Origin of the sequence: Neobacillus sp. PS3-34, from assembly GCF_030915465.1 — a bacterium.
Taxonomy (GTDB): Bacteria; Bacillota; Bacilli; order Bacillales; family Cytobacillaceae; genus Neobacillus_A.
On record NZ_CP133267.1, the window covers coordinates 3,336,349 to 3,354,211 of the forward strand.

General features: G+C 40.0%; 15 protein-coding genes and 4 pseudogenes. 16 read left to right on the forward strand and 3 right to left on the reverse strand.

The features are described from left to right. Window positions 1-523 precede the first annotated feature (523 nt). The 3 genes and pseudogenes from pepV (at window position 524) to RCG23_RS17320 (ending at window position 3,426) form a co-directional block, all read left to right on the forward strand. Window positions 524-1,926 (forward strand): annotated as a pseudogene (gene pepV / locus RCG23_RS17310) (dipeptidase PepV). Between the two features lie 85 nt (window positions 1,927-2,011). Beyond that, window positions 2,012-2,887: a D-amino-acid transaminase gene (dat, locus tag RCG23_RS17315; protein WP_308176704.1), complete on the forward strand. Its 876-nt coding sequence runs from the start codon at window positions 2,012-2,014 to the stop codon at window positions 2,885-2,887. A gap of 212 nt (window positions 2,888-3,099) precedes the next feature. Beyond that, window positions 3,100-3,426 carry a hypothetical protein gene (locus RCG23_RS17320; RefSeq protein ID WP_308176705.1) on the forward strand — a complete coding sequence of 109 codons (327 nt, stop codon included), beginning with the start codon at window positions 3,100-3,102 and terminating at the stop codon, window positions 3,424-3,426. 55 nt (window positions 3,427-3,481) lie between these two features. Here the strand turns inward: RCG23_RS17320 and cysK are convergent, their stop codons facing one another. Then, window positions 3,482-4,414 (reverse strand): cysteine synthase A, encoded by a 933-nt coding sequence (gene cysK, locus RCG23_RS17325; RefSeq protein WP_308176706.1) that lies wholly within the window; start codon window positions 4,412-4,414, stop codon window positions 3,482-3,484. Window positions 4,415-4,619: 205 nt separating this feature from the next. Between cysK and thpR the strand changes: the two genes are divergently transcribed. The 5 genes from thpR (at window position 4,620) to RCG23_RS17350 (ending at window position 10,460) form a co-directional block, all read left to right on the forward strand. Then, complete coding sequence (gene thpR, locus RCG23_RS17330; protein WP_308176707.1) at window positions 4,620-5,189, forward strand: RNA 2',3'-cyclic phosphodiesterase; 570 nt, start codon at window positions 4,620-4,622, stop codon at window positions 5,187-5,189. 33 nt (window positions 5,190-5,222) lie between these two features. Then, on the forward strand, window positions 5,223-6,209 hold the full coding sequence (locus tag RCG23_RS17335; protein ID WP_308176708.1) for a nuclease-related domain-containing protein: 987 nt from the start codon (window positions 5,223-5,225) through the stop codon (window positions 6,207-6,209). Between the two features lie 55 nt (window positions 6,210-6,264). After that, complete coding sequence (locus RCG23_RS17340; protein WP_308176709.1) at window positions 6,265-7,251, forward strand: diacylglycerol/lipid kinase family protein; 987 nt, start codon at window positions 6,265-6,267, stop codon at window positions 7,249-7,251. After that, the gene (pulA, locus tag RCG23_RS17345; protein ID WP_308176710.1) at window positions 7,238-9,397 is read left to right on the forward strand and encodes a type I pullulanase; all 2,160 of its coding nucleotides are present in this window, start codon (window positions 7,238-7,240) and stop codon (window positions 9,395-9,397) included. Before RCG23_RS17340 ends, pulA begins: the two co-directional genes overlap by 14 nt. Before the next feature lie 289 nt (window positions 9,398-9,686). Continuing rightward, window positions 9,687-10,460 carry a phosphotransferase gene (locus RCG23_RS17350; RefSeq protein ID WP_308176711.1) on the forward strand — a complete coding sequence of 258 codons (774 nt, stop codon included), beginning with the start codon at window positions 9,687-9,689 and terminating at the stop codon, window positions 10,458-10,460. On the opposite strand, the gene RCG23_RS17355 is transcribed toward RCG23_RS17350, so the two are convergent. Beyond that, a complete protein-coding gene (locus RCG23_RS17355; RefSeq protein ID WP_308176712.1) occupies window positions 10,461-10,739 on the reverse strand; it encodes a YtzH-like family protein in 279 nt (92 codons plus the stop codon). It lies immediately after the preceding gene. 181 nt (window positions 10,740-10,920) lie between these two features. Between RCG23_RS17355 and trmB the strand changes: the two genes are divergently transcribed. Together trmB and RCG23_RS17365 are read left to right on the forward strand one after the other, a co-directional pair. After that, window positions 10,921-11,559 carry a tRNA (guanosine(46)-N7)-methyltransferase TrmB gene (gene trmB / locus RCG23_RS17360; RefSeq protein WP_308176713.1) on the forward strand — a complete coding sequence of 213 codons (639 nt, stop codon included), beginning with the start codon at window positions 10,921-10,923 and terminating at the stop codon, window positions 11,557-11,559. A 406-nt stretch (window positions 11,560-11,965) separates the two neighbouring features. Further along, window positions 11,966-12,804, forward strand: a pseudogene (locus RCG23_RS17365) (MBL fold metallo-hydrolase). A gap of 67 nt (window positions 12,805-12,871) precedes the next feature. On the opposite strand, the gene RCG23_RS17370 reads toward RCG23_RS17365, so the two are convergent. Then, window positions 12,872-13,180: a PepSY domain-containing protein gene (locus RCG23_RS17370; RefSeq protein ID WP_308176714.1), complete on the reverse strand. Its 309-nt coding sequence runs from the start codon at window positions 13,178-13,180 to the stop codon at window positions 12,872-12,874. Between the two features lie 176 nt (window positions 13,181-13,356). Between RCG23_RS17370 and RCG23_RS17375 the strand changes: the two are divergent. From RCG23_RS17375 to RCG23_RS17400, 6 genes and pseudogenes are all read left to right on the forward strand, one after another. Beyond that, a pseudogene (locus tag RCG23_RS17375) lies at window positions 13,357-14,428 on the forward strand (M42 family metallopeptidase). An 81-nt stretch (window positions 14,429-14,509) separates the two neighbouring features. Continuing rightward, window positions 14,510-15,033: pseudogene (locus RCG23_RS17380) on the forward strand (DUF84 family protein). A gap of 124 nt (window positions 15,034-15,157) precedes the next feature. After that, window positions 15,158-15,679: a hypothetical protein gene (locus RCG23_RS17385; protein WP_308176715.1), complete on the forward strand. Its 522-nt coding sequence runs from the start codon at window positions 15,158-15,160 to the stop codon at window positions 15,677-15,679. A 190-nt stretch (window positions 15,680-15,869) separates the two neighbouring features. Beyond that, complete coding sequence (locus RCG23_RS17390; RefSeq protein WP_308176716.1) at window positions 15,870-16,184, forward strand: thioredoxin family protein; 315 nt, start codon at window positions 15,870-15,872, stop codon at window positions 16,182-16,184. Window positions 16,185-16,263: 79 nt separating this feature from the next. Further along, window positions 16,264-17,061: a DUF1444 domain-containing protein gene (locus RCG23_RS17395; protein WP_308176717.1), complete on the forward strand. Its 798-nt coding sequence runs from the start codon at window positions 16,264-16,266 to the stop codon at window positions 17,059-17,061. A gap of 227 nt (window positions 17,062-17,288) precedes the next feature. Next, entirely contained in the window at window positions 17,289-17,786 is a 498-nt protein-coding gene (locus RCG23_RS17400) for a hypothetical protein (protein ID WP_308176718.1), read from the forward strand. The last annotated feature ends 77 nt before the right edge of the window (window positions 17,787-17,863 follow it).

Sequence of the window (17,863 nt, forward strand, 5' to 3'; positions counted from 1 at the left end):
CCTGCGATCGACATTGAAGTAAGAGCCTTCAGTTATGTAATTTCTTTTCCGCAGACAACTCCTTTTCATGGATGGTTGTAGTGCATACTCAGATGTCATACATCTAACCTTATTTTAACTCTATTTTCTGAAGATTACTATCATTTTAAACGGATTTACACAATATTAACAACTTTGCTTCCTAGATTGTTCGGAAATTTCACTCCTTTTTCTTTGGTTAATTCATTTTATGGAGGGGAAGCCTGTTTATATGATAAGTTTTTTGACTTTTTCGTTAATTTTATTCACCTTTAAAAATAATGGGGTTGGCTAATTTTTACGTTATTTTTTTTATTAAAGCTGTTTTGTTTCGAATTGCAACAAAGTTTAAGAAAAGAGCATTGTATCATTTCGTTTTTTAATTAAAAATTGGTAAGATAGGTTCAAGCTGGTTGCAGCCTTTGAAAATAGGGGTATACATATTATAAAATTAAATATAGTGATTGATTTTTAAGGAGGAACCATTTTGAGCACGATTAATTGGATGAGTGAAGTAGAGAAGAGAAAAGAAGCTCTCATAAAGGATACACAGAAACTTTTACATATTAAAAGCCTATTGGATGAAGAGAATGCCCTGCCTGATGCTCCTCTTGGGAAAGGCGTGAAGAGGCCCTTGATTTTATGCTTAATCTTGGCGAAGAAGATGGCTTTACGGCTAAAAATACAGGAAATCTTGCCGGGCATCTTGAATTTGGCGAGGGTAAAGAGCTGCTGGGGATCCTGTGCCATGTCGATGTCGTTCCCGAAGGCGACGGTTGGACAAGCGGGCCTTTCGATGCTGAAATCCGTGACGGAAAAATATTTGCCAGGGGCGCTCTGGATGATAAAGGACCGACAATGGCTGCCTATTATGCAATGAAAATTGTAAAGGAACTGGGTCTTCCTCTGAAAAAACGTGTGCGGATGATTATTGGAACAGATGAAGAAAGCAACTGGCGCTGTGTAGACCATTATTTTGAACACGAAGAAATGCCGACATTGGGTTTTGCTCCTGATGCCGATTTTCCAATCATAAATGCTGAAAAAGGAATTTCCGATTTTGATTTTGTCCAGGAAAAGAAAAGTGTTGGAGATGAAGAGCCGGAAATTGAGGTTCTCCAGTTTGTTTCTGGAAAAAGATACAATATGGTTCCTGACTTTGCAACGGCTTCCCTTATTGTCCATAAGGAGCAAAACGAGGTAATCCAGCGTTTTGAAGACTCTATGAAACAGGCAGAGCTTGAAAAAAGCTGCCATGTTGATAACGGTGTATTAATTTTGGATGTAAAAGGTATTTCAGCCCATGGAATGGAACCGAATAACGGCAAAAATGCCGGCTTGTATTTAGCTGAATTTCTTACTCAATTAAATACGGATACAAATTCAGCAGACTTCTTCCAATTTGTATCACGCTACTTTTTCCAGGATTCAAGGGGAGCAAAGCTCGGTGTTGCATACTCAGATGATATTTCCGGTGACCTCACAATCAATGTCGGAAAGCTCTTTTATTCAAAGCAGGAGGGCGGAAGAGCCGGATTGAATCTACGCTACCCGGTAACAAGCAAAATGGAGGAAACAAAGGAAGTACTAGAGAAAGTGGTAAAAGAAGAGAACTTTCATATCGAGAATTTCACGGACTCAAAACCTCATCATGTAGATGAAAGCGACTTTCTCATTCAGACATTGAAAAAGGTGTATGAGGAACAAACCGGTGAAAAAGCCGAATTGTTAGCAATTGGCGGCGGTACTTATGCACGCTCGCTTAAATCTGGGGTTGCGTTCGGACCTTTATTTCCTGGACGCCCAGATATCGCCCACCAAAAGGATGAATATATTTATATTGAAGATCTATTAAAAGCAACAGCGATCTATGCCCAGGCAATTTTTGAATTGGCGGCTAATGAATAAAAGGCGGAGTATACGCCATTAGAGTCGGAACGCCTGTACTTAACGGCAATCGTAAATCAGTGGAATATCAGGAGGAGCTGGGAGAATGGAATTCGTTATATTAAATGGGGAAATCATTGAGCGGAATGAAGCTAAAATTGATGTGGAAGACCGCGGCTACCAATTTGGCGACGGTGTTTACGAGGTGATCCGGGTTTATAATGGAAAAATGTTTACCTCAAAGGAACATTTAGAGCGCTTTGAGAAGAGTGCCGGAAACATCGGCATTTCAGTTCCTTATTCCTTAGGCGAAATGAGCTCTCTTCTAGAACAGCTGATTTTGAAAAATGATATTCAGCTTGGCACGGTATACTTGCAGATTACAAGGGGTATATCGCCGCGAAATCACGCCTTTCCTCATGCTGAAACGCCTACAACCATGGTTGCCTATACAAGGCAAGTAGAGCGCCCTGTCGGAAATATGAAATCAGGTGTAAAGGCAATTCTGACCGAGGATATCCGCTGGCTTCGCTGTGATATTAAAAGCCTGAATCTGTTGGGAAACCTGTTAGCAAAGCAAAAGGCAGTGGAAGCTGGCTGCTTTGAGGCCATTCAGCATCGAGGAGAGACCGTTACAGAAGGAAGTTCATCCAATGTTTTCATTGTAAAAGACGGCACCATCTTCACCCATCCTGCCGATAATCTTATATTAAATGGGATCACCCGAAAAAAGCTGCAGGAGATTTGCTCCACACACAGCATTCGTCTTGAAGAGAGAAGCTTCTCGATTGAAGAATTAATGCATGCAGACGAGGTTTTAATGTCTAGTACAACGGCTGAAATCATGCCGATTATCGATATAGACGGAAATAAAGTGAACGGCGGCGTTCCAGGGGAAATGTCAAAAAAGCTTCAAGAATTATTCGAAGCAGAAATCGAAATTCAATGCGGCCAGCTAGTTACAACACCAGGTGAAATTTAATTTTTAATAAGAAATGAGCCAGTCTTCCATAAATTTTCAAGACTGGCTCATTTTTATTTAGTAGAAACAAACAAATGGAGATGGAAGCTTGGATCTCCTGCCTAATTGAAACGGTAAAGGTACCAATTTGTCAGGAAATTGCCGGAAAAGGTTTAGCAAAATTAATTTTATGTGTATATATTAAGTAAGTTATCTACATAGGAGATTCTATAATGAAAAAAGATTTAAATGAACCAGACTTTATTCGTTTTTGCGAAACTGCATCCCCTCTTGAAATGGTAAGCGAATTAACAAACGGAAATATTCGGGGACTAGAAATGCTGGCATTACGAACATTGGCAAATAGGAGACAATTACCGGCTGTGGTTGTAAATGTGTTATTGGTATATTTCTTTAGTACATTTGCAAATAAAGTTTATGACAGAAATGATTTATCGAGAATGTATGATTATTGGGCAACAAAACATGTTCTTACATTTGCTCAGGCGAAGGAAATGACACAAAATGATATTAACGTATTATTACAAAGATTAAAGTAAGCATTGAACAAAAAAAGAGCATCGCGGGATGCTCTTTTTCTTTGTATCAATTAACTTATTCAAATTGGAATAAATCACTGGATAAATATCTTTCACCGGTATCGCATGCAATGCAGACGACAGCCTGGTCAGATGATAAGCGTTTAGCGACTTCTATGGCTGCAAAACAGGCTCCTCCTGAAGATGGGCCAACAAGGATGCCTTCCTCCCGTGCGAGCCGGTGCACCATTTCATACGCATCTTCATCTTTGATTGGATGAATTTCATCGTACACGTCCTGATTGAGTATATCTGGAATAAATCCTGGGCTTGTCCCTACCAATTTATGCTTTCCAGGTTTTCCGCCGGAAAGGACAGGAGAACCTTTTGGTTCAACCACGTGGACGGTCATATCCTTATAGTGCTCCTTAAGGACCTCGCCTGTACCAGTGATGGTTCCTCCGGTTCCAGCCGTTGCAACGAAGGCTCCTAAGGGCTTGTTTATTTCCTTCATGGCTTCGATAATTTCAAGGGCAGTGGATTTTCGATGTGCTTCCGGATTCGCTTCATTTTCAAACTGCATTGGCATGAAGCTGTTTTCAATTTGATCTGTCAGCTCCTGGGCCTTTTTAATGGCACCGGGCATTTTTTCATCTCCAGGTGTCAATACTACCTCTGCACCATATGCCTTCAATAAATTGATCCGTTCCTTTGTCATCGTATCAGGCATCACGAGGATCGCTTTATAACCTCGCGCTGCAGCATTCATTGCGAGTCCAATGCCTGTATTCCCGCTTGTGGGTTCAATAATAGTCGAACCCTGCTTAAGTAAGCCGGCTTTTTCAGCTTCGATAATCATGTTATAGGCAGCACGGTCTTTTACACTTTTACTAGGATTGTAAAACTCCAGCTTCAAATAAACCGATGCACAATGATCGGGGACGAGGCGGTTTAGTTTCACGAGCGGAGTATCTCCGATTAAATCAGCAATATTATTTACTACCTTCATATAGGGACATCCTTTCTATTTTCCAATTACATCCGATATTAAAATAAGTTATATCCACATACTTCCCTACTATCATAATGAAATATTCTTTTTATAATCAAATGAAAAGATTGAAACGGGTAAAATAAACATATTCCCGCCTTTTAGCAAAATAGGGTGAAAATTTGTTAAAATAGTCTAAAATCTATTATAAGGAATGATTTTTATGGAAAATAAGCCTCATTATTTCTTTGCGCTAAAACTTCCCCAGGAAACAAAGATTTCCATGGGAAAGAATTTCACTGAGTTAAAAGAGCTTTTTCCATTTAAACGCTGGGTTCATGAAGAGGATTTGCATATTACGCTTGCCTTTCTTGGCTCAGCCCCGGAAAATTTACTAATTACAGCGAAAAAATTAGTGGTAGCAGCAATCAGGGACGTTCCTCCCTTTCCAGTGGAAATAAACAAACTGGGAGTTTTTGGAATAGAAGAAATGCCCCGTGTTTTCTGGGCAGGCATTCAGGAAAATAAAGAATTGCATAGTTTAAGAAATAGGGTGTATCAAGCTTGTTCCGAGGCAGGATTTCAGCTCGAAAGCCGTCCGTTCAGCCCTCATATTACACTGGCAAGAAGCTGGGCAGGAGCAGAGCCATTCATGAAAAGGGAAGCCATGGAAAATTGGGGGAAGCTGCAGCCGGTTCCGCTTAGATTTAATGCAAATGAAGTCGTTTTATATCAAACACATTTGGATAGGTGCCCAAAATATGAAGCAATTGAAGCCTTCCCACTTAAATAAATAATGAAATTATAGAAGGCAGGGCTGTATAGAATGGGCCAATTAATTAAACTGCAGGATTATATATCACGTTATGAACAGGATGTATATGCTTACCCTGCTCGTTTTGTGAGACTGAAAAAACAGCAATGGGTTCGAACGAAAGAAAATTGGGAGGATGGAAGTATAAACGCTTCCAATTTGTCTTTCCACCAGCCATCACTAGATAAAAAGGAAGATAAGGAAAAACAGCCCTTTTTATCTAAAATGAAGAGTTTTTTAAAGATAGACTCAACTGAAGAGAATGTATGGGATGCTGTACCCGTAGAAAAAGAGTCAGAATCCGATGATTCGGGGCTTGATTTCACGACAGCGTTTCACATTAAACCCCGGACACTGGATGATTTAAAGCAGCAGTTCCTTGATCAGCTGTTCCGTTTCCAATTGAAATGGGCAAGCTCTACATTATTTGAAAAATCGGAACTTCACTCCAGGTATTTTTTTGAGGAGAAATTAAAATTTTTCCTGCAGCGTTTTCCAGACACTTTTTTAACACTTTATAAGCCCGTTTTTTTATTGCAAAAAGCACCTGTGGAAGCGGAAGTTATTTTACTGACACCAACCGAGGCATTGTGTATTTCATTCCTGGAGGAAGAGGATTCTTCCGTGTTTATAGGTTCCAATGAACATTTTTGGACAAAGAGGCGCAATGCGTATGAAAATAAAGTTCTAAATCCGTTGCTGTCCCTAAATAGGACTGAAAAGATTGTCAGGAAAATTTTTCAAATGAACGAAATTGAGTTACCTGTACATAAATTAGTAATGAGTAGAAACGGATACATTGATTACCCGTCAGCGCCTTATGATGTAAAGCTCGTAGAAAAGCGGAATTTTGAAGAATGGTTTCGAACGATGAGAGCATTAAAATCTCCTCTTAAACATGTACAGCTGAAGGGAGCCCATACTCTTCTGCAATTCTGCCAAACATCGAGCATGAGGAGACTCGAATGGGAACAGCCGGAAATGGAGAATGAATCATAATATATTTTTCGATAATCAGATGTATTTTAACTTCAACAATAAAAAGGTTGGTTGTATGAGGAGAATTTATTTTATTGTGAATCCAGCAGCAAGGAACGGACATTGTTTAAAAACGTGGCATATGGTGGAAAAGAAACTTATGGAACGAGGAATCCACTACTTTGCCTTTTTTACTGAGCATGCTGGTCATGCGAGAGAGCTCGCCGGTGAAATCGCCCGTAAACAGACTGGTGAGAGTACTATTATTGTTGCTGTCGGAGGAGACGGAACCGTTCACGAAGTCATTAATGGAATCCATAACTTTCCAGATGTTTCGTTTGGGTTTATTCCTGGGGGATCGGGAAATGATTTTTCAAGAGGATTCAGGATTCCGTCTGACCCAATTAAAGCACTGGAAGTTCTCGAAAAACTTATGGAAAAAGAAGGCGTGCTGATTGATGTTGGTAAGATAAGCCTTGAGAATAAGGAGCAAAGGTATTTTATAAACAATATGGGTGCGGGTTTTGATGCTTTAATTTCTTATGAGGTAAACCATTCAAAGGCTAAAGCAATCTTGAATAAACTTTCATTAGGCAGACTTGTGTATGCTTATTTTTTACTGAAGAAAGTAGCCGTTTATAAACGTTGTGACATTACGCTGACTATTGATGGCGAAAAGCGCCTTTTGGATGATGCGTGGTTTATAACGGTTTCAAACCAGCCTTTTTATGGCGGCGGAATGAAAATAGCACCTGAAGCCCTTATGGATGATGGTTTATTCGATATTACTGCTGTGCACCGTCTATCAAGATTGAAGCTATTATTTGTTTTTATCAGTGTGTTTTGGGGAAAACATATACACTTCAAAGAAGTTAAGACGTTTAAAGGCAAATCGGTATTAATCAATTCTTCAGACCCTATCCATGTACATGCAGATGGGGAAAATATCGGGTATACACCTTTATCGATACAACTGCAGCATCATGCATTACATGTTTTGGCAAGAAAAGCCGCCCACCATGATGATTACACGAAAGAGAGGGATGTAAATGAGTGCCAATGACCGGATTTTCCTTGCATATTTAGATGGAATGCAGAGTATTACGATACTGCTCCCTCTTACTTATCATAATGGCCTTTCATCCTCCTTTATCCTGACAAGTGAATCATTTGAAACTCCTCTAGAAATAAAAGAGAAATTGGATATCGAAGATTATATTAAATATGTTTGTTCTATTCCTGCCAAGATTTCTTTTGGGAAAACTTATTGGATTAAGGATGAATACGGCGGCCGTTCCGATTTGCAGATTGGTGCGGTGATCCGGACAGCTCAATTTGATGAAGAGTTTTATTATCAAGGTTCTGATTTAGGCGTTTCCTTTTCTAATGGGGAAACACGTTTTAAGTTATGGGCGCCAACTGCTACCCAGGTGAAAGTAAAGCTTCAGCCCCCTGACAGTCCTTATTTTGAAATAATTAAAATGAAACGCTGTGATAACGGCGTTTGGGAAGCAGCTGTTGAACGAGATCTGGAATATTTCCGATACTCCTTCCTTGTTCTTATCAATCGGGAATGGCGGGAAGCAGCCGATCCATACGCAATCTCAGCAACACCGAATGGAGAATTTGGTGTCATTGTCCGAATGGATAAAACAAAGTTATTACGTCCTGATCTTCCACCCTTCGAGCACCCCGTGGATGCAATTATTTATGAAACACACATAAGAGACTTCACCATTCATCCCCAGAGTGGAGTGATAAACAAGGGTCTGTATTCAGGGGCAAGTGAGGCAGATACAAAAGGAGCGGACGGCAAGCCAACTGGTTTATCCTATCTTAAGGAATTAGGCATCACGCATATCGAATTTCTCCCCTTCCATGATTTTGCCGGGGTGGATGAATTGGATAGGAGTAAGGAATATAATTGGGGCTATAATCCGGTTCATTTTAATGTTCCGGATGGAAGCTATTGTTCAGATCCACAGGAGCCTTATTCGAGGATAATGGAACTAAAACAAATGATCCATGAGATTCACCAGCATGGCCTTCGAGTCATAATGGATGCCGTATATAACCATGTTTTCATTCGGGAAACTTCAGCATTTGAAAAAATCGTTCCAGGATATTTTTTTAGACATAATGAATACGGAATGCCGTCAAATGGTACAGGGGTGGGCAACGATATTGCATCTGAAAGGTTAATGGCGAGGAAGTTTATCCTGGATTCAGTCCGCTTTTGGCTGGAAGAATATCAGGTCGACGGGCTCCGCTTTGATTTAATGGGAATATTGGATGTGGAGACAATGAATGAAGTCAGAGCACTTAGTGATGCAATTGTGCCTGGCAGCCTTTTAATTGGAGAAGGATGGGACCTTAATACACCGCTTCCCCCAGAAAAAAAAGCAACGATTCGCAATCAGTCCAGCCTTCCGGGCATTGGACAGTTCAATGATTGGTTCCGGGACGCCATAAAAGGCAGTACATTCAATTTATACGATAAAGGGTTTGCAATGGGGAATGAGCATTATTATGATGCGGCTAAAGAAGTGCTCACAGGCAGTATTGGATTTAGGAGGAAGGAAAATGCACTGTTTAGCGAACCAGCCCAATCCGTCAATTATGTCGAAGCACATGACAATCATACATTGTGGGATAAGCTGCTTGCCTGCTTTGAGGGTATCGATGATTGTATAAAAAAGAAATATCATCGCCTAGCTACAAGCATGGTATTTTTATCTCAGGGTATCCCATTTTTGCACAGCGGCCAGGAATTTTTCCGGACAAAAAACGGAATAGGGAATAGCTACCGTTCACCTGACTGCATTAATCAGCTCGATTGGGAAAGAAAGTCTGAAAATGAAAATAATGTCCAGTACATCAGTGGTATCATTCAAATCCGTAAATTTTTTGAATGCTTCCGTATCCGTACCGCTGAAGAAATCAGGGAGCGAACCGCATTAATGGAGCTTCCCATCCCCATGATTGGTTTCCAATTCAGATTGGCAAGTGAAAATTGCGAATGGGATGAAATACTTTTTTTGATAAACCCATTACAAACGATGCAGCAAGTCAAAATACCTGAAGGGGAATGGACCGTATTTGCTGATGAAAACCGCGCGGGCATTGAACCTTTAAGAATTATTAATAGTGGCTTTTTGACAATGGAACCCTTAAGCCTCGCTGTATTGGGCAAAAAAATAACCCCCTGATACCCGTGTTTCTTGCCGAGGCACTTGACGAAAAAAGCATCTAGAGGATAAAATTTATAAAGATGGCTATTGTGATGGATGGTTTTCAATAGCTTTTTTTTATTTCGGAAAAGTATTGCTGATTAAAAATCTGTGGTCGGCATCATATAAGTAATTGCCGCCATTTAAAAATATATTTGATTTATTGTAAATGAATTTTGCGATTGATAGCAAACCATTTCCGGTTTAAACACTTTTAGGCATATCCTTCTATCGTGTTTAAAGCAGATTTAATTGTAGGTGAACAATTTTGGAACATATATTAGGACAAGAATGGGAAATTGTCCCTGCGGGCGGTGCAACTGGAGAAGCCTTTTTTGCCAGGCATGAAGACCAGGAATTATTTTTAAAGCGCAATTCGTCCCCTTTTCTTGCTGTTTTATCAGCAGAGGGAATCGTCCCAAAGCTTGTTTGGACAAAAAGATTGGAAAATGGAGATGTTTTTACCGCCCAGCAATGGTTAAATGGCAGAGAGCTTAAGCCTGCCGAAATGAATCAGGACAGGGTGGCAAAGCTTCTTAAGAAAATACACCGCTCCAAACCAATGCTTAGAATGCTGAGACAGCTGGGAAAGACTCCATTGCAGCCTGAATTCCTTCTGCAAAAAGCCGAGGAAGAATTGGATTCAGAGGTGCTTGGACTTCCAGAGGTGCAAAAGACAATGGCTTTTCTCAGATTAGAAGCAGGCAATGTCCATAGTGAAGAAAAAGTTGTTTGCCATGGGGATGTAAACCATAACAACTGGCTGCTGGCAGAAAACAACCAGTTGTATCTCATTGATTGGGATGGCGCAATGGTCGCAGATCCGGCAATCGATTTAGGACTTATGCTTTATTGGTATATATCGGAAGAGGATTGGGAAAATTGGCTGGCCATGTATGGAAAACAGCTGACGGAACATTTAAAGCTTAGAATGAAGTGGTATGTGGCACTTCAAACCCTATCTTCGATTCACTGGCATAAAAGTAAAAGCCGGTTCCAGGAAATGGACCGCTGGATTCAGTTTTTAAATGTCATATTATAATTAAGAAAATTGATCAATGTTACTGACCCAATCAGAAAGACGCCCTTGATTTGAGAGGATATGGCTGTCTAAATCTGCAGTTTGGGCTCCGTGCTGACTGTACTCATATATTTCTTCTAATATTGTTTTTACATTTTGATTAATATTGGAATTGACCATTAATGATTTTACGAGCCGTTCCAATTGTTCACATTCAGAAACCGAACCGCAGCAATCAGCTTGGTGATTGTTTAATATATCTTTTAGCAGTGTGACCTGATCATGGTGGCTTATTGGCATAAAAGCACATCCTTTCGTGGTTAAAATATAAAGGAATTCACATATAGAGTGTGGATTCCTTTTATCATTTATACACGCAGTATAAACCTCATGGGAAAGCGTTTTTTTACAGACACCCTTGCAAGGAAGCGGTTTGCATGATATGTTTTGAACGATATTATTTTATAGGAGTGTCACTAGTATGCGATTTAGAAATAAGCCCTGGGCAAGGGAGAAAATAGAGCAACATCCAGAATATTTTATTCTTGAACCAGAAAAATACAAGGGTAAGTGGCAGGAAGCGTTTTCTGTAAAACAGCCGCTTCATATTGAGATTGGAACAGGAAAAGGACGATTTATTACGGGGATGGCAAAAGCAAATCCTGAAATAAATTACATCGGTATTGAGTTAGCTGAGAGTGTGATTGTATCTGTTCTAGACCATCTTGTTGAAACTGAATTGCCGAACCTTAGACTTTTAAATGTAAATGCAACTGATTTAAAAGATTTCTTTGATAAAAATGATGTTGACCGCATTTACTTGAACTTTTCCGATCCATGGCCCAAGGTCCGCCATGAAAAAAGGCGTCTAACTTATAAAAGCTTTTTAAAGAACTATGAAGATATCCTTCCAGATGGGGGAGAAATCCATTTTAAGACGGACAATCAAGGCTTGTTTGAATATTCACTAATGAGCTTTTCCGAGTATGGATTATTATTAAAATATGTAAGCCTTGATCTGCATAACAGTGAATTCGAAGGAAACATCATGACAGAGTATGAAGAAAAGTTCTCCAGTAAGGGGAACCGAATTTACCGCTGTGAAGTAAAATATAGATAGTGACTTAAGCCGGCCAGGATGGCCTGGCTTTTTTTTCGTCTAGGAAATTATAAAATTAAATGATGTGGATACTTCTACAAGTTGTACTAATCTAGCTCCACAAGGAATACTTCGGCAGCATATGCTTCGCACGAAGAAAAAGTGATAGCTTTTTCGAGGAGCACCCAGCCCCTCGGGGTCATAAGCCAAATCACTCCAGAAATCAGGACAAGGAAAGCTTCGGCAGCATCCGCATCGCACGAAGGAAAAGCGATAGCTTTTCCGAGGATGACAGCGTGATTCGTCTTATGCCTGTCGGGGCTAACCAGGGCACTTGCGCCTTTTGTTCCTGCAAAAGATCAAATGTTTTAAAATGAATAATACGAATGCTAAAATATAGGAATATAACAGTTTGGGGAGGGAAACGATGGAGACATTAATGATTGGAGAAGTTAAACTTACCTGGATATCAGGCGGTGTCACACATTTAGATGGGGGAGCTATGTTTGGCGTGGTGCCCAAGCCTCTTTGGGAAAGAAAATATCCCTGCAATGAAAACAACCAGATTGAACTTCGGACAGATCCAATACTTTTGCAGGTTGATGGGAAAAACATATTAATTGAAACAGGAATTGGAAAAGGGAAATTATCAGATAAACAGCGGAGGAATTTTGGGGTAACCGAAGAGTCCGAATTGGAGGAATCACTTGCAAAGCTGGATATTGAGCCAAAGGACATTGATTATATCTTAATGACACATCTTCATTTTGATCATGCGTGTGGGCTGACAAAGCTTCAAAATGGGGAGTATGTCTCGATTTTTGAAAATGCACAAATTATCACTTCGCAGATCGAATGGAACGAAATGTGCGATCCGAATATTCGTTCACGCAATACATATTGGAAAGAAAATTGGGAAGCAATCCAAAACCAAATCGTAACATTCGAGAAGGAATGGGGGCTTGGACCTGTGAGAATGGTTCATAGTGGTGGCCACAGTGACGGGCATTCCGTTATTCTCATTGAATCGGCCTGCAAACAGCCGTGCACATGGCGGACATTATGCCGACACATGCCCATCAAAACGTTCTATGGGTACTTGCATACGATGATTATCCAATGGACTCGATAGCAGCAAAGCAAAAATGGATGCAGTACGGGATGGAAAAAGACGCCTGGTTCACTTTCTACCATGATGCCTTTTACCGGGCAGTAAGATGGAATGAGGATGGGAAGATGAAGGATAGCATAAAAAGGGAAAGATAGTCGAATTACTCTCCTGTAAAAATGCAAAGAGGATATCCCCAAAAAAAATTGGGGATATCCTCTCTTCCTACAGACTTAAGGGATTTACCTCGAGTATAGTTCCGGTCGAAGAATCAGCTATGAATTCAAACTTCTCATGGTTTCCTCTTGTTATGCCGCCTTTATAAACCATATATTTTATCTGGTTTTTCACAAAAGGCTCAGACTCCATATGAATCCATGAACCGCTGATTGGACCATTCAGCTTGAATTGCTTTTTTGCAGTGCTTAGAACTTTCTCAGCTGAGATATCTGTCCTTTGGGATACGGCTTCTCTTAAAGCATATCCGCCAGCAAGGCCAACCGCGGCGCCAAGCAAGAAGGATTTCCAATTCATGATTACACCTCCATGACTTGCATATGTAGATTTTTTTGTAAATTTATATCTTCAGTATAACTCAATAAAGGTAAAGAATATAATAGATTCATTTAGATTTATTGTGGTAAGTCGTTCGAAATTTCTGTAAAATAAAGTATATACATAATTTGCTTTAATGATAAAGGAGCCTGAACATGAACGAAAAAACTTTAAAGCTTTTTCAAACACTGACTGAGCTTCCTGCTGTAGCGGGAGACGAACATCTAGTTAGGAAATTTATGAAAGAGCAGCTTAAACCGTATGCAGATGAAATCGTTCAAGACAAAATCGGCAGCATTTTCGGACTGAAAAAGGGCAGTGGAGATGGCCCGACAATAATGGTTGCCGGACATATGGACGAAGTTGGCTTTATGGTCACTTCTATTACAGATAATGGTATGCTCCGTTTTCAGCCGCTTGGTGGCTGGTGGAGCCAGGTGCTTCTCGCACAAAGAGTTCAAATCATGACGAAGAATGGCCCGGTAATCGGGGTAATCGGATCGATTCCACCTCATCTTCTGGATGAAGCCAAACGCAGCAAGCCGATGGAAATCAAGAATATGCTGATTGATATTGGTGCTGATGACCGTGAAGATGCAGAGCGGATTGGCATTAAGCCAGGCCAGTCAATTGTTCCGATCTGTCCATTTACACCAATGGCGAATGAGAAGAAAATCCTAGCAAAGGCTGGGATAACCGTTATGGATGCGGGCTGGCTATTGAGCTGCTGCAGGAATTAAAGAATGTCCAACTGCCTAACACTCTTTATTCAGGAGCTACAGTCCAAGAGGAAGTAGACCTTAGGGGTGCGCAGACAGCAGCAAATATGATTAACCCAGACCTCTTTTTTGCCCTTGATGCTAGCCCAGCCAATGATATGTCCGGAAGTAAAAGTGAATTTGGCCAGCTAGGAAAAGGTGCACTATTGAGAATTCTTGACCGGACAATGGTTACCCACCGTGGAATAAAGGAATTCATTCTTGATACTGCGGAAACACATAATATCCCTTATCAGTACTTTGTTTCCCAGGGGGAACAGATGCAGGTAAGGTTCATATTTCAAATGAAGGTGTCCCAAGTGCTGTAATCGGTATTTGCTCAAGGTATATCCATACTCATGGATCAATTATCCATGTTGATGATTATGCCGCAGCGAAGGAATTACTTGTAAAGCTTGTTAAAGCGTGCGATAAGTCGACGGTTGAATCCATTAAATCAAATAGCTGATGGGATTCAACAATAGGTGATTCTATGTTGGGAGGCATTCGTGAATGCCTCCTTTTCCCTATGAAAAAGGAGAGAGCAACTTTGAAAATTATCATCGGTTCCCATAATCCAGCAAAAATTGCTGCAGTTAAAAATGTATTTGTTTCAAACAATGCCGAATATATACCTCTGGATGTTCCCTCCGGCGTAAGTTCAATGCCTTTTTCGGACGATGAAACGATTAAGGGGGCGAAAAACCGTGCCCTTGCCTCCCTGGAATCAGGAAAGGGAGATATGGGGATTGGACTAGAAGGTGGGGTTCAGGAAACAATACAAGGCCTGTTCTTAAGCAATTGGGGTGCACTTGCGGTTAAGGATTTGCCGCCAATTATTGCTGGCGGAGCAAGAATTCTGCTTCCAGAGGAAATTGCTGTGAGACTAAGAGCCGGGGAAGAGCTCGGCCCGGTAATGGATGACTATGCAAGAAAACAAAATGTCAGGAAAAAGAGGGCGCAATTGGCATTTTTACGTCTGGTTATATAGATAGAACGGATATGTTCACGCATATTATGAAATTACTGGCAGGACAATATGACTATAAAAGAGATAGAAATTTTTCTTTTTAAGTGTTCGTTTTTTGACGTTTTAATGGGTCAGAAGGGTTGTCAGAATAAACTTAACAAAGGTATGATAGATATAGCTATTTACTTGATTTTTAAATTCAATTGATACTTTTTCAGATAGGAGGATATGATGATTAGATCCTTAAAAATAATTGTCGTTTTGTTCGTCTCAGCTTATATTCTAAGTGCTTGTGGCAATTCTTCTTTTAAAGAAGAAATAAAATTAACAAAAAAATCTGCTGAAGCTGCTTTTAAGGAGAAATCTGAAAAGCCCAATCAGAAATTAAAAGAAGCAGAATTTTATTTGCCGTTTGGCTATGAGATAAAAGAAAAGTCTGCGAACAATATTATTTTAAAAAATGGATCAAAAACATATATCCTCTTCTTTAACCCAAAGGAAGATTTAAAAAGCGATATCGTTTATAAAGCTACTCAGAACCAGCATAAAAAGATAGATGTGGATGAAATCTTTAAGAGCAGCAAGAAGCTAGGTTATTTAATTGTTGAAAAACTTGATGATGACATGAGCGAAGTGACCGTCGGGGTTGGCGGAGCAAAACTGACAACCGAGACGAAAACGGGCAGCATGGCTAATGAAACTAAAGCGATGATGCAAATTGTCAATTCCGTAAAAATAATAAAACGATAAATAAACGAAGGGTTTCCCTTCGTTTTTCTTATTCTCGCTCTCCTGACTGTGTTTGTTCTGCGGGTTTACGGGAATTATAAGGGAAGCAACAACAGCGTATAACCCAATAGATAGCAGTACACTTTAATGGATTTTTTAAACTAATGCCTGTTATATTTATAAAATGGCTGTATGAATTGGAGGAGTTTTTATGAATGAATTAGAATCAATGGAACAATTTGAGCAAATGAAACACGAAGGCAAGCATTTATTCATGTTTTCTGCTGATTGGTGCCCTGACTGCAGAGTGATTGAACCGGTGCTTCCGGATATTGAGAAAAAATTTACCGAGTTTACCTTTGTCCATGTTGATCGGGACAAATTCATTGAATTATGCCAGCAGTTGGATGTATATGGTATTCCAAGCTTCATCGGATTCGAAAAAGGAAAAGAACTGGGTCGTTTCGTCAGCAAGGACAGAAAAACTCCAGAAGAAATTGAAGGGTTTATCATCGGTTTGCAATAATCACTTCCTTGATGCTCCATCTTCTTTTGAGATGGAGGCTTTTTAATGTAAAATAGGTAAGGAGAAGTGAGGGATTGTAATGAAAATGGATAGCAGAAAAATGAGAAAAGAACTAGAGTCGCGATTAGGAAACGAGAGTCGCTCCATTTCTTATGACCGGGAAAAGGACCAGCTCCGGATTGAGAACACCCGTAGTGGAAAAGGAATAACTGTTTCACTGTCGGGTATTGTTGCAAAATGGCATTCAGAAAAAGAAAAAGCAATCGATGAAGTTGTTTATTATATCGAAGAAGGTTTAAAGGCGATGGATGATACTGTCCAGCTGACAGAGCATGAAAAAAAGATTTTTCCAGTTATCCGTTCTACTTCCTTTCCAGCTGAAGCAGAAGAAGGTGTTCCATTTTTATACGAAGAACATACAGCAGAAACGAGAATTTATTATGCATACGATCTTGGTAATACCTATCGTTTAATTGATTCCCGCATCATGAAAAAAGAGGGCTGGGATGAGGCCAGAGTAAAAGAAATCGCTCTTTTCAACGTTAGATCTTTGTCTACTACACTAAAAGAAGACAATGTTGCAGGCAATATGTTTTATTTCCTCAACACAAAGGATGGATATGATGCCAGCCGCATTTTAAATAAAGTATTCCTCAGTGATATTCAAAAAAAAATCACTGGAACGATGGCTGTGGCTGTCCCACATCAAGATGTCCTGATTATTGCTGATATTCAAAATGATACTGGCTATGATGTTCTCGCTCAAATGACTATGGGCTTCTTTGCGAATGGGCCTGTTCCGATAACGGCATTGTCATTTTTATATGAGGATGGCAATCTTGAACCGATATTTATCTTAGGGAAGAATCGCAGGTAAGAAGTTGCAGTAAACCAGATAAATATTAGATCACTTCATTAGTGGTCTTTTTTAATGGCTGTTTATGCCAAAACGTCGATAATTCGACCTATTCTTCGATTTTTTGTCGAATTTTTATGAAATACTGATAAAATAGAGTGATAGAAAAAAGAAGATAGAAGAAAGAGTGATACATTTTGAGTTGGATTCACAATTTTTTCCAAATATTTAAAGGGCAAGAGGAAGATTTGGATGAAGATATAAATAATAGTCAAGTGATGGAACAAATAGAAAAACCGCAGCAACCCCACAAAAGGGAAATAGGGAAAGAAATGGAAGCGAAAGTGGCTTATCAATACCCTAAAGGGAATTTCCGCTTTCCAATCATACCGGATGGTAAAAGGGCAGTACGAAGAGTGGAGAAGAGCCCACCCAATAGACCTGAGCCTGTAGTAACTAAGCAGAAAAGTCCTGAGCCGCCTCCACCATCCATAAAACCAAGCATGCCAAAGAGTAATGCCCAACAGCCTAAAAAGGGCAGCCCATTCCGTCCTACGGAAATTCCATCGCCAGTATTCGGTTTCAACCAGCATAAAAAAATAGATGTGGTCGAACATGAACTAAGCGATTTCGGTACATATGCAGTAGATAATGAAAGCATCCAATCAACTATAGATCAAGGTGGCTTTCCGAATGGAAAAAGCCATCGAACCCATAGAAGTAATGGGAACGGAGGAAATCATTAAACAAGAGCCAACATCCCATAGGGAAGAAACCATTGATCTAAATCCGGTAGTGGAAGTAACAGAAATCATCGAACCAG

Excerpts from the sequence above, each read along its gene's own strand:
- RCG23_RS17335 (WP_308176708.1), top strand. The coding sequence starts at position 5,223 with ATGGGCCAATTAATTAAACTGCAGGATTATATATCACGTTATGAACAG.
- RCG23_RS17340 (WP_308176709.1), top strand. The coding sequence starts at position 6,265 with ATGAGGAGAATTTATTTTATTGTGAATCCAGCAGCAAGGAACGGACAT.
- RCG23_RS17390 (WP_308176716.1), top strand. The coding sequence starts at position 15,870 with ATGAATGAATTAGAATCAATGGAACAATTTGAGCAAATGAAACACGAA.
- RCG23_RS17385 (WP_308176715.1), top strand. The coding sequence starts at position 15,158 with ATGATGATTAGATCCTTAAAAATAATTGTCGTTTTGTTCGTCTCAGCT.
- thpR (WP_308176707.1), top strand. The coding sequence starts at position 4,620 with ATGGAAAATAAGCCTCATTATTTCTTTGCGCTAAAACTTCCCCAGGAA.
- cysK (WP_308176706.1), bottom strand. The coding sequence starts at position 4,414 with ATGAAGGTAGTAAATAATATTGCTGATTTAATCGGAGATACTCCGCTC.
- RCG23_RS17370 (WP_308176714.1), bottom strand. The coding sequence starts at position 13,180 with ATGAATTGGAAATCCTTCTTGCTTGGCGCCGCGGTTGGCCTTGCTGGC.
- RCG23_RS17355 (WP_308176712.1), bottom strand. The coding sequence starts at position 10,739 with ATGCCAATAAGCCACCATGATCAGGTCACACTGCTAAAAGATATATTA.
- dat (WP_308176704.1), top strand. The coding sequence starts at position 2,012 with ATGGAATTCGTTATATTAAATGGGGAAATCATTGAGCGGAATGAAGCT.
- pulA (WP_308176710.1), top strand. The coding sequence starts at position 7,238 with ATGAGTGCCAATGACCGGATTTTCCTTGCATATTTAGATGGAATGCAG.
- RCG23_RS17320 (WP_308176705.1), top strand. The coding sequence starts at position 3,100 with ATGAAAAAAGATTTAAATGAACCAGACTTTATTCGTTTTTGCGAAACT.
- RCG23_RS17395 (WP_308176717.1), top strand. The coding sequence starts at position 16,264 with ATGAAAATGGATAGCAGAAAAATGAGAAAAGAACTAGAGTCGCGATTA.
- trmB (WP_308176713.1), top strand. The coding sequence starts at position 10,921 with ATGCGATTTAGAAATAAGCCCTGGGCAAGGGAGAAAATAGAGCAACAT.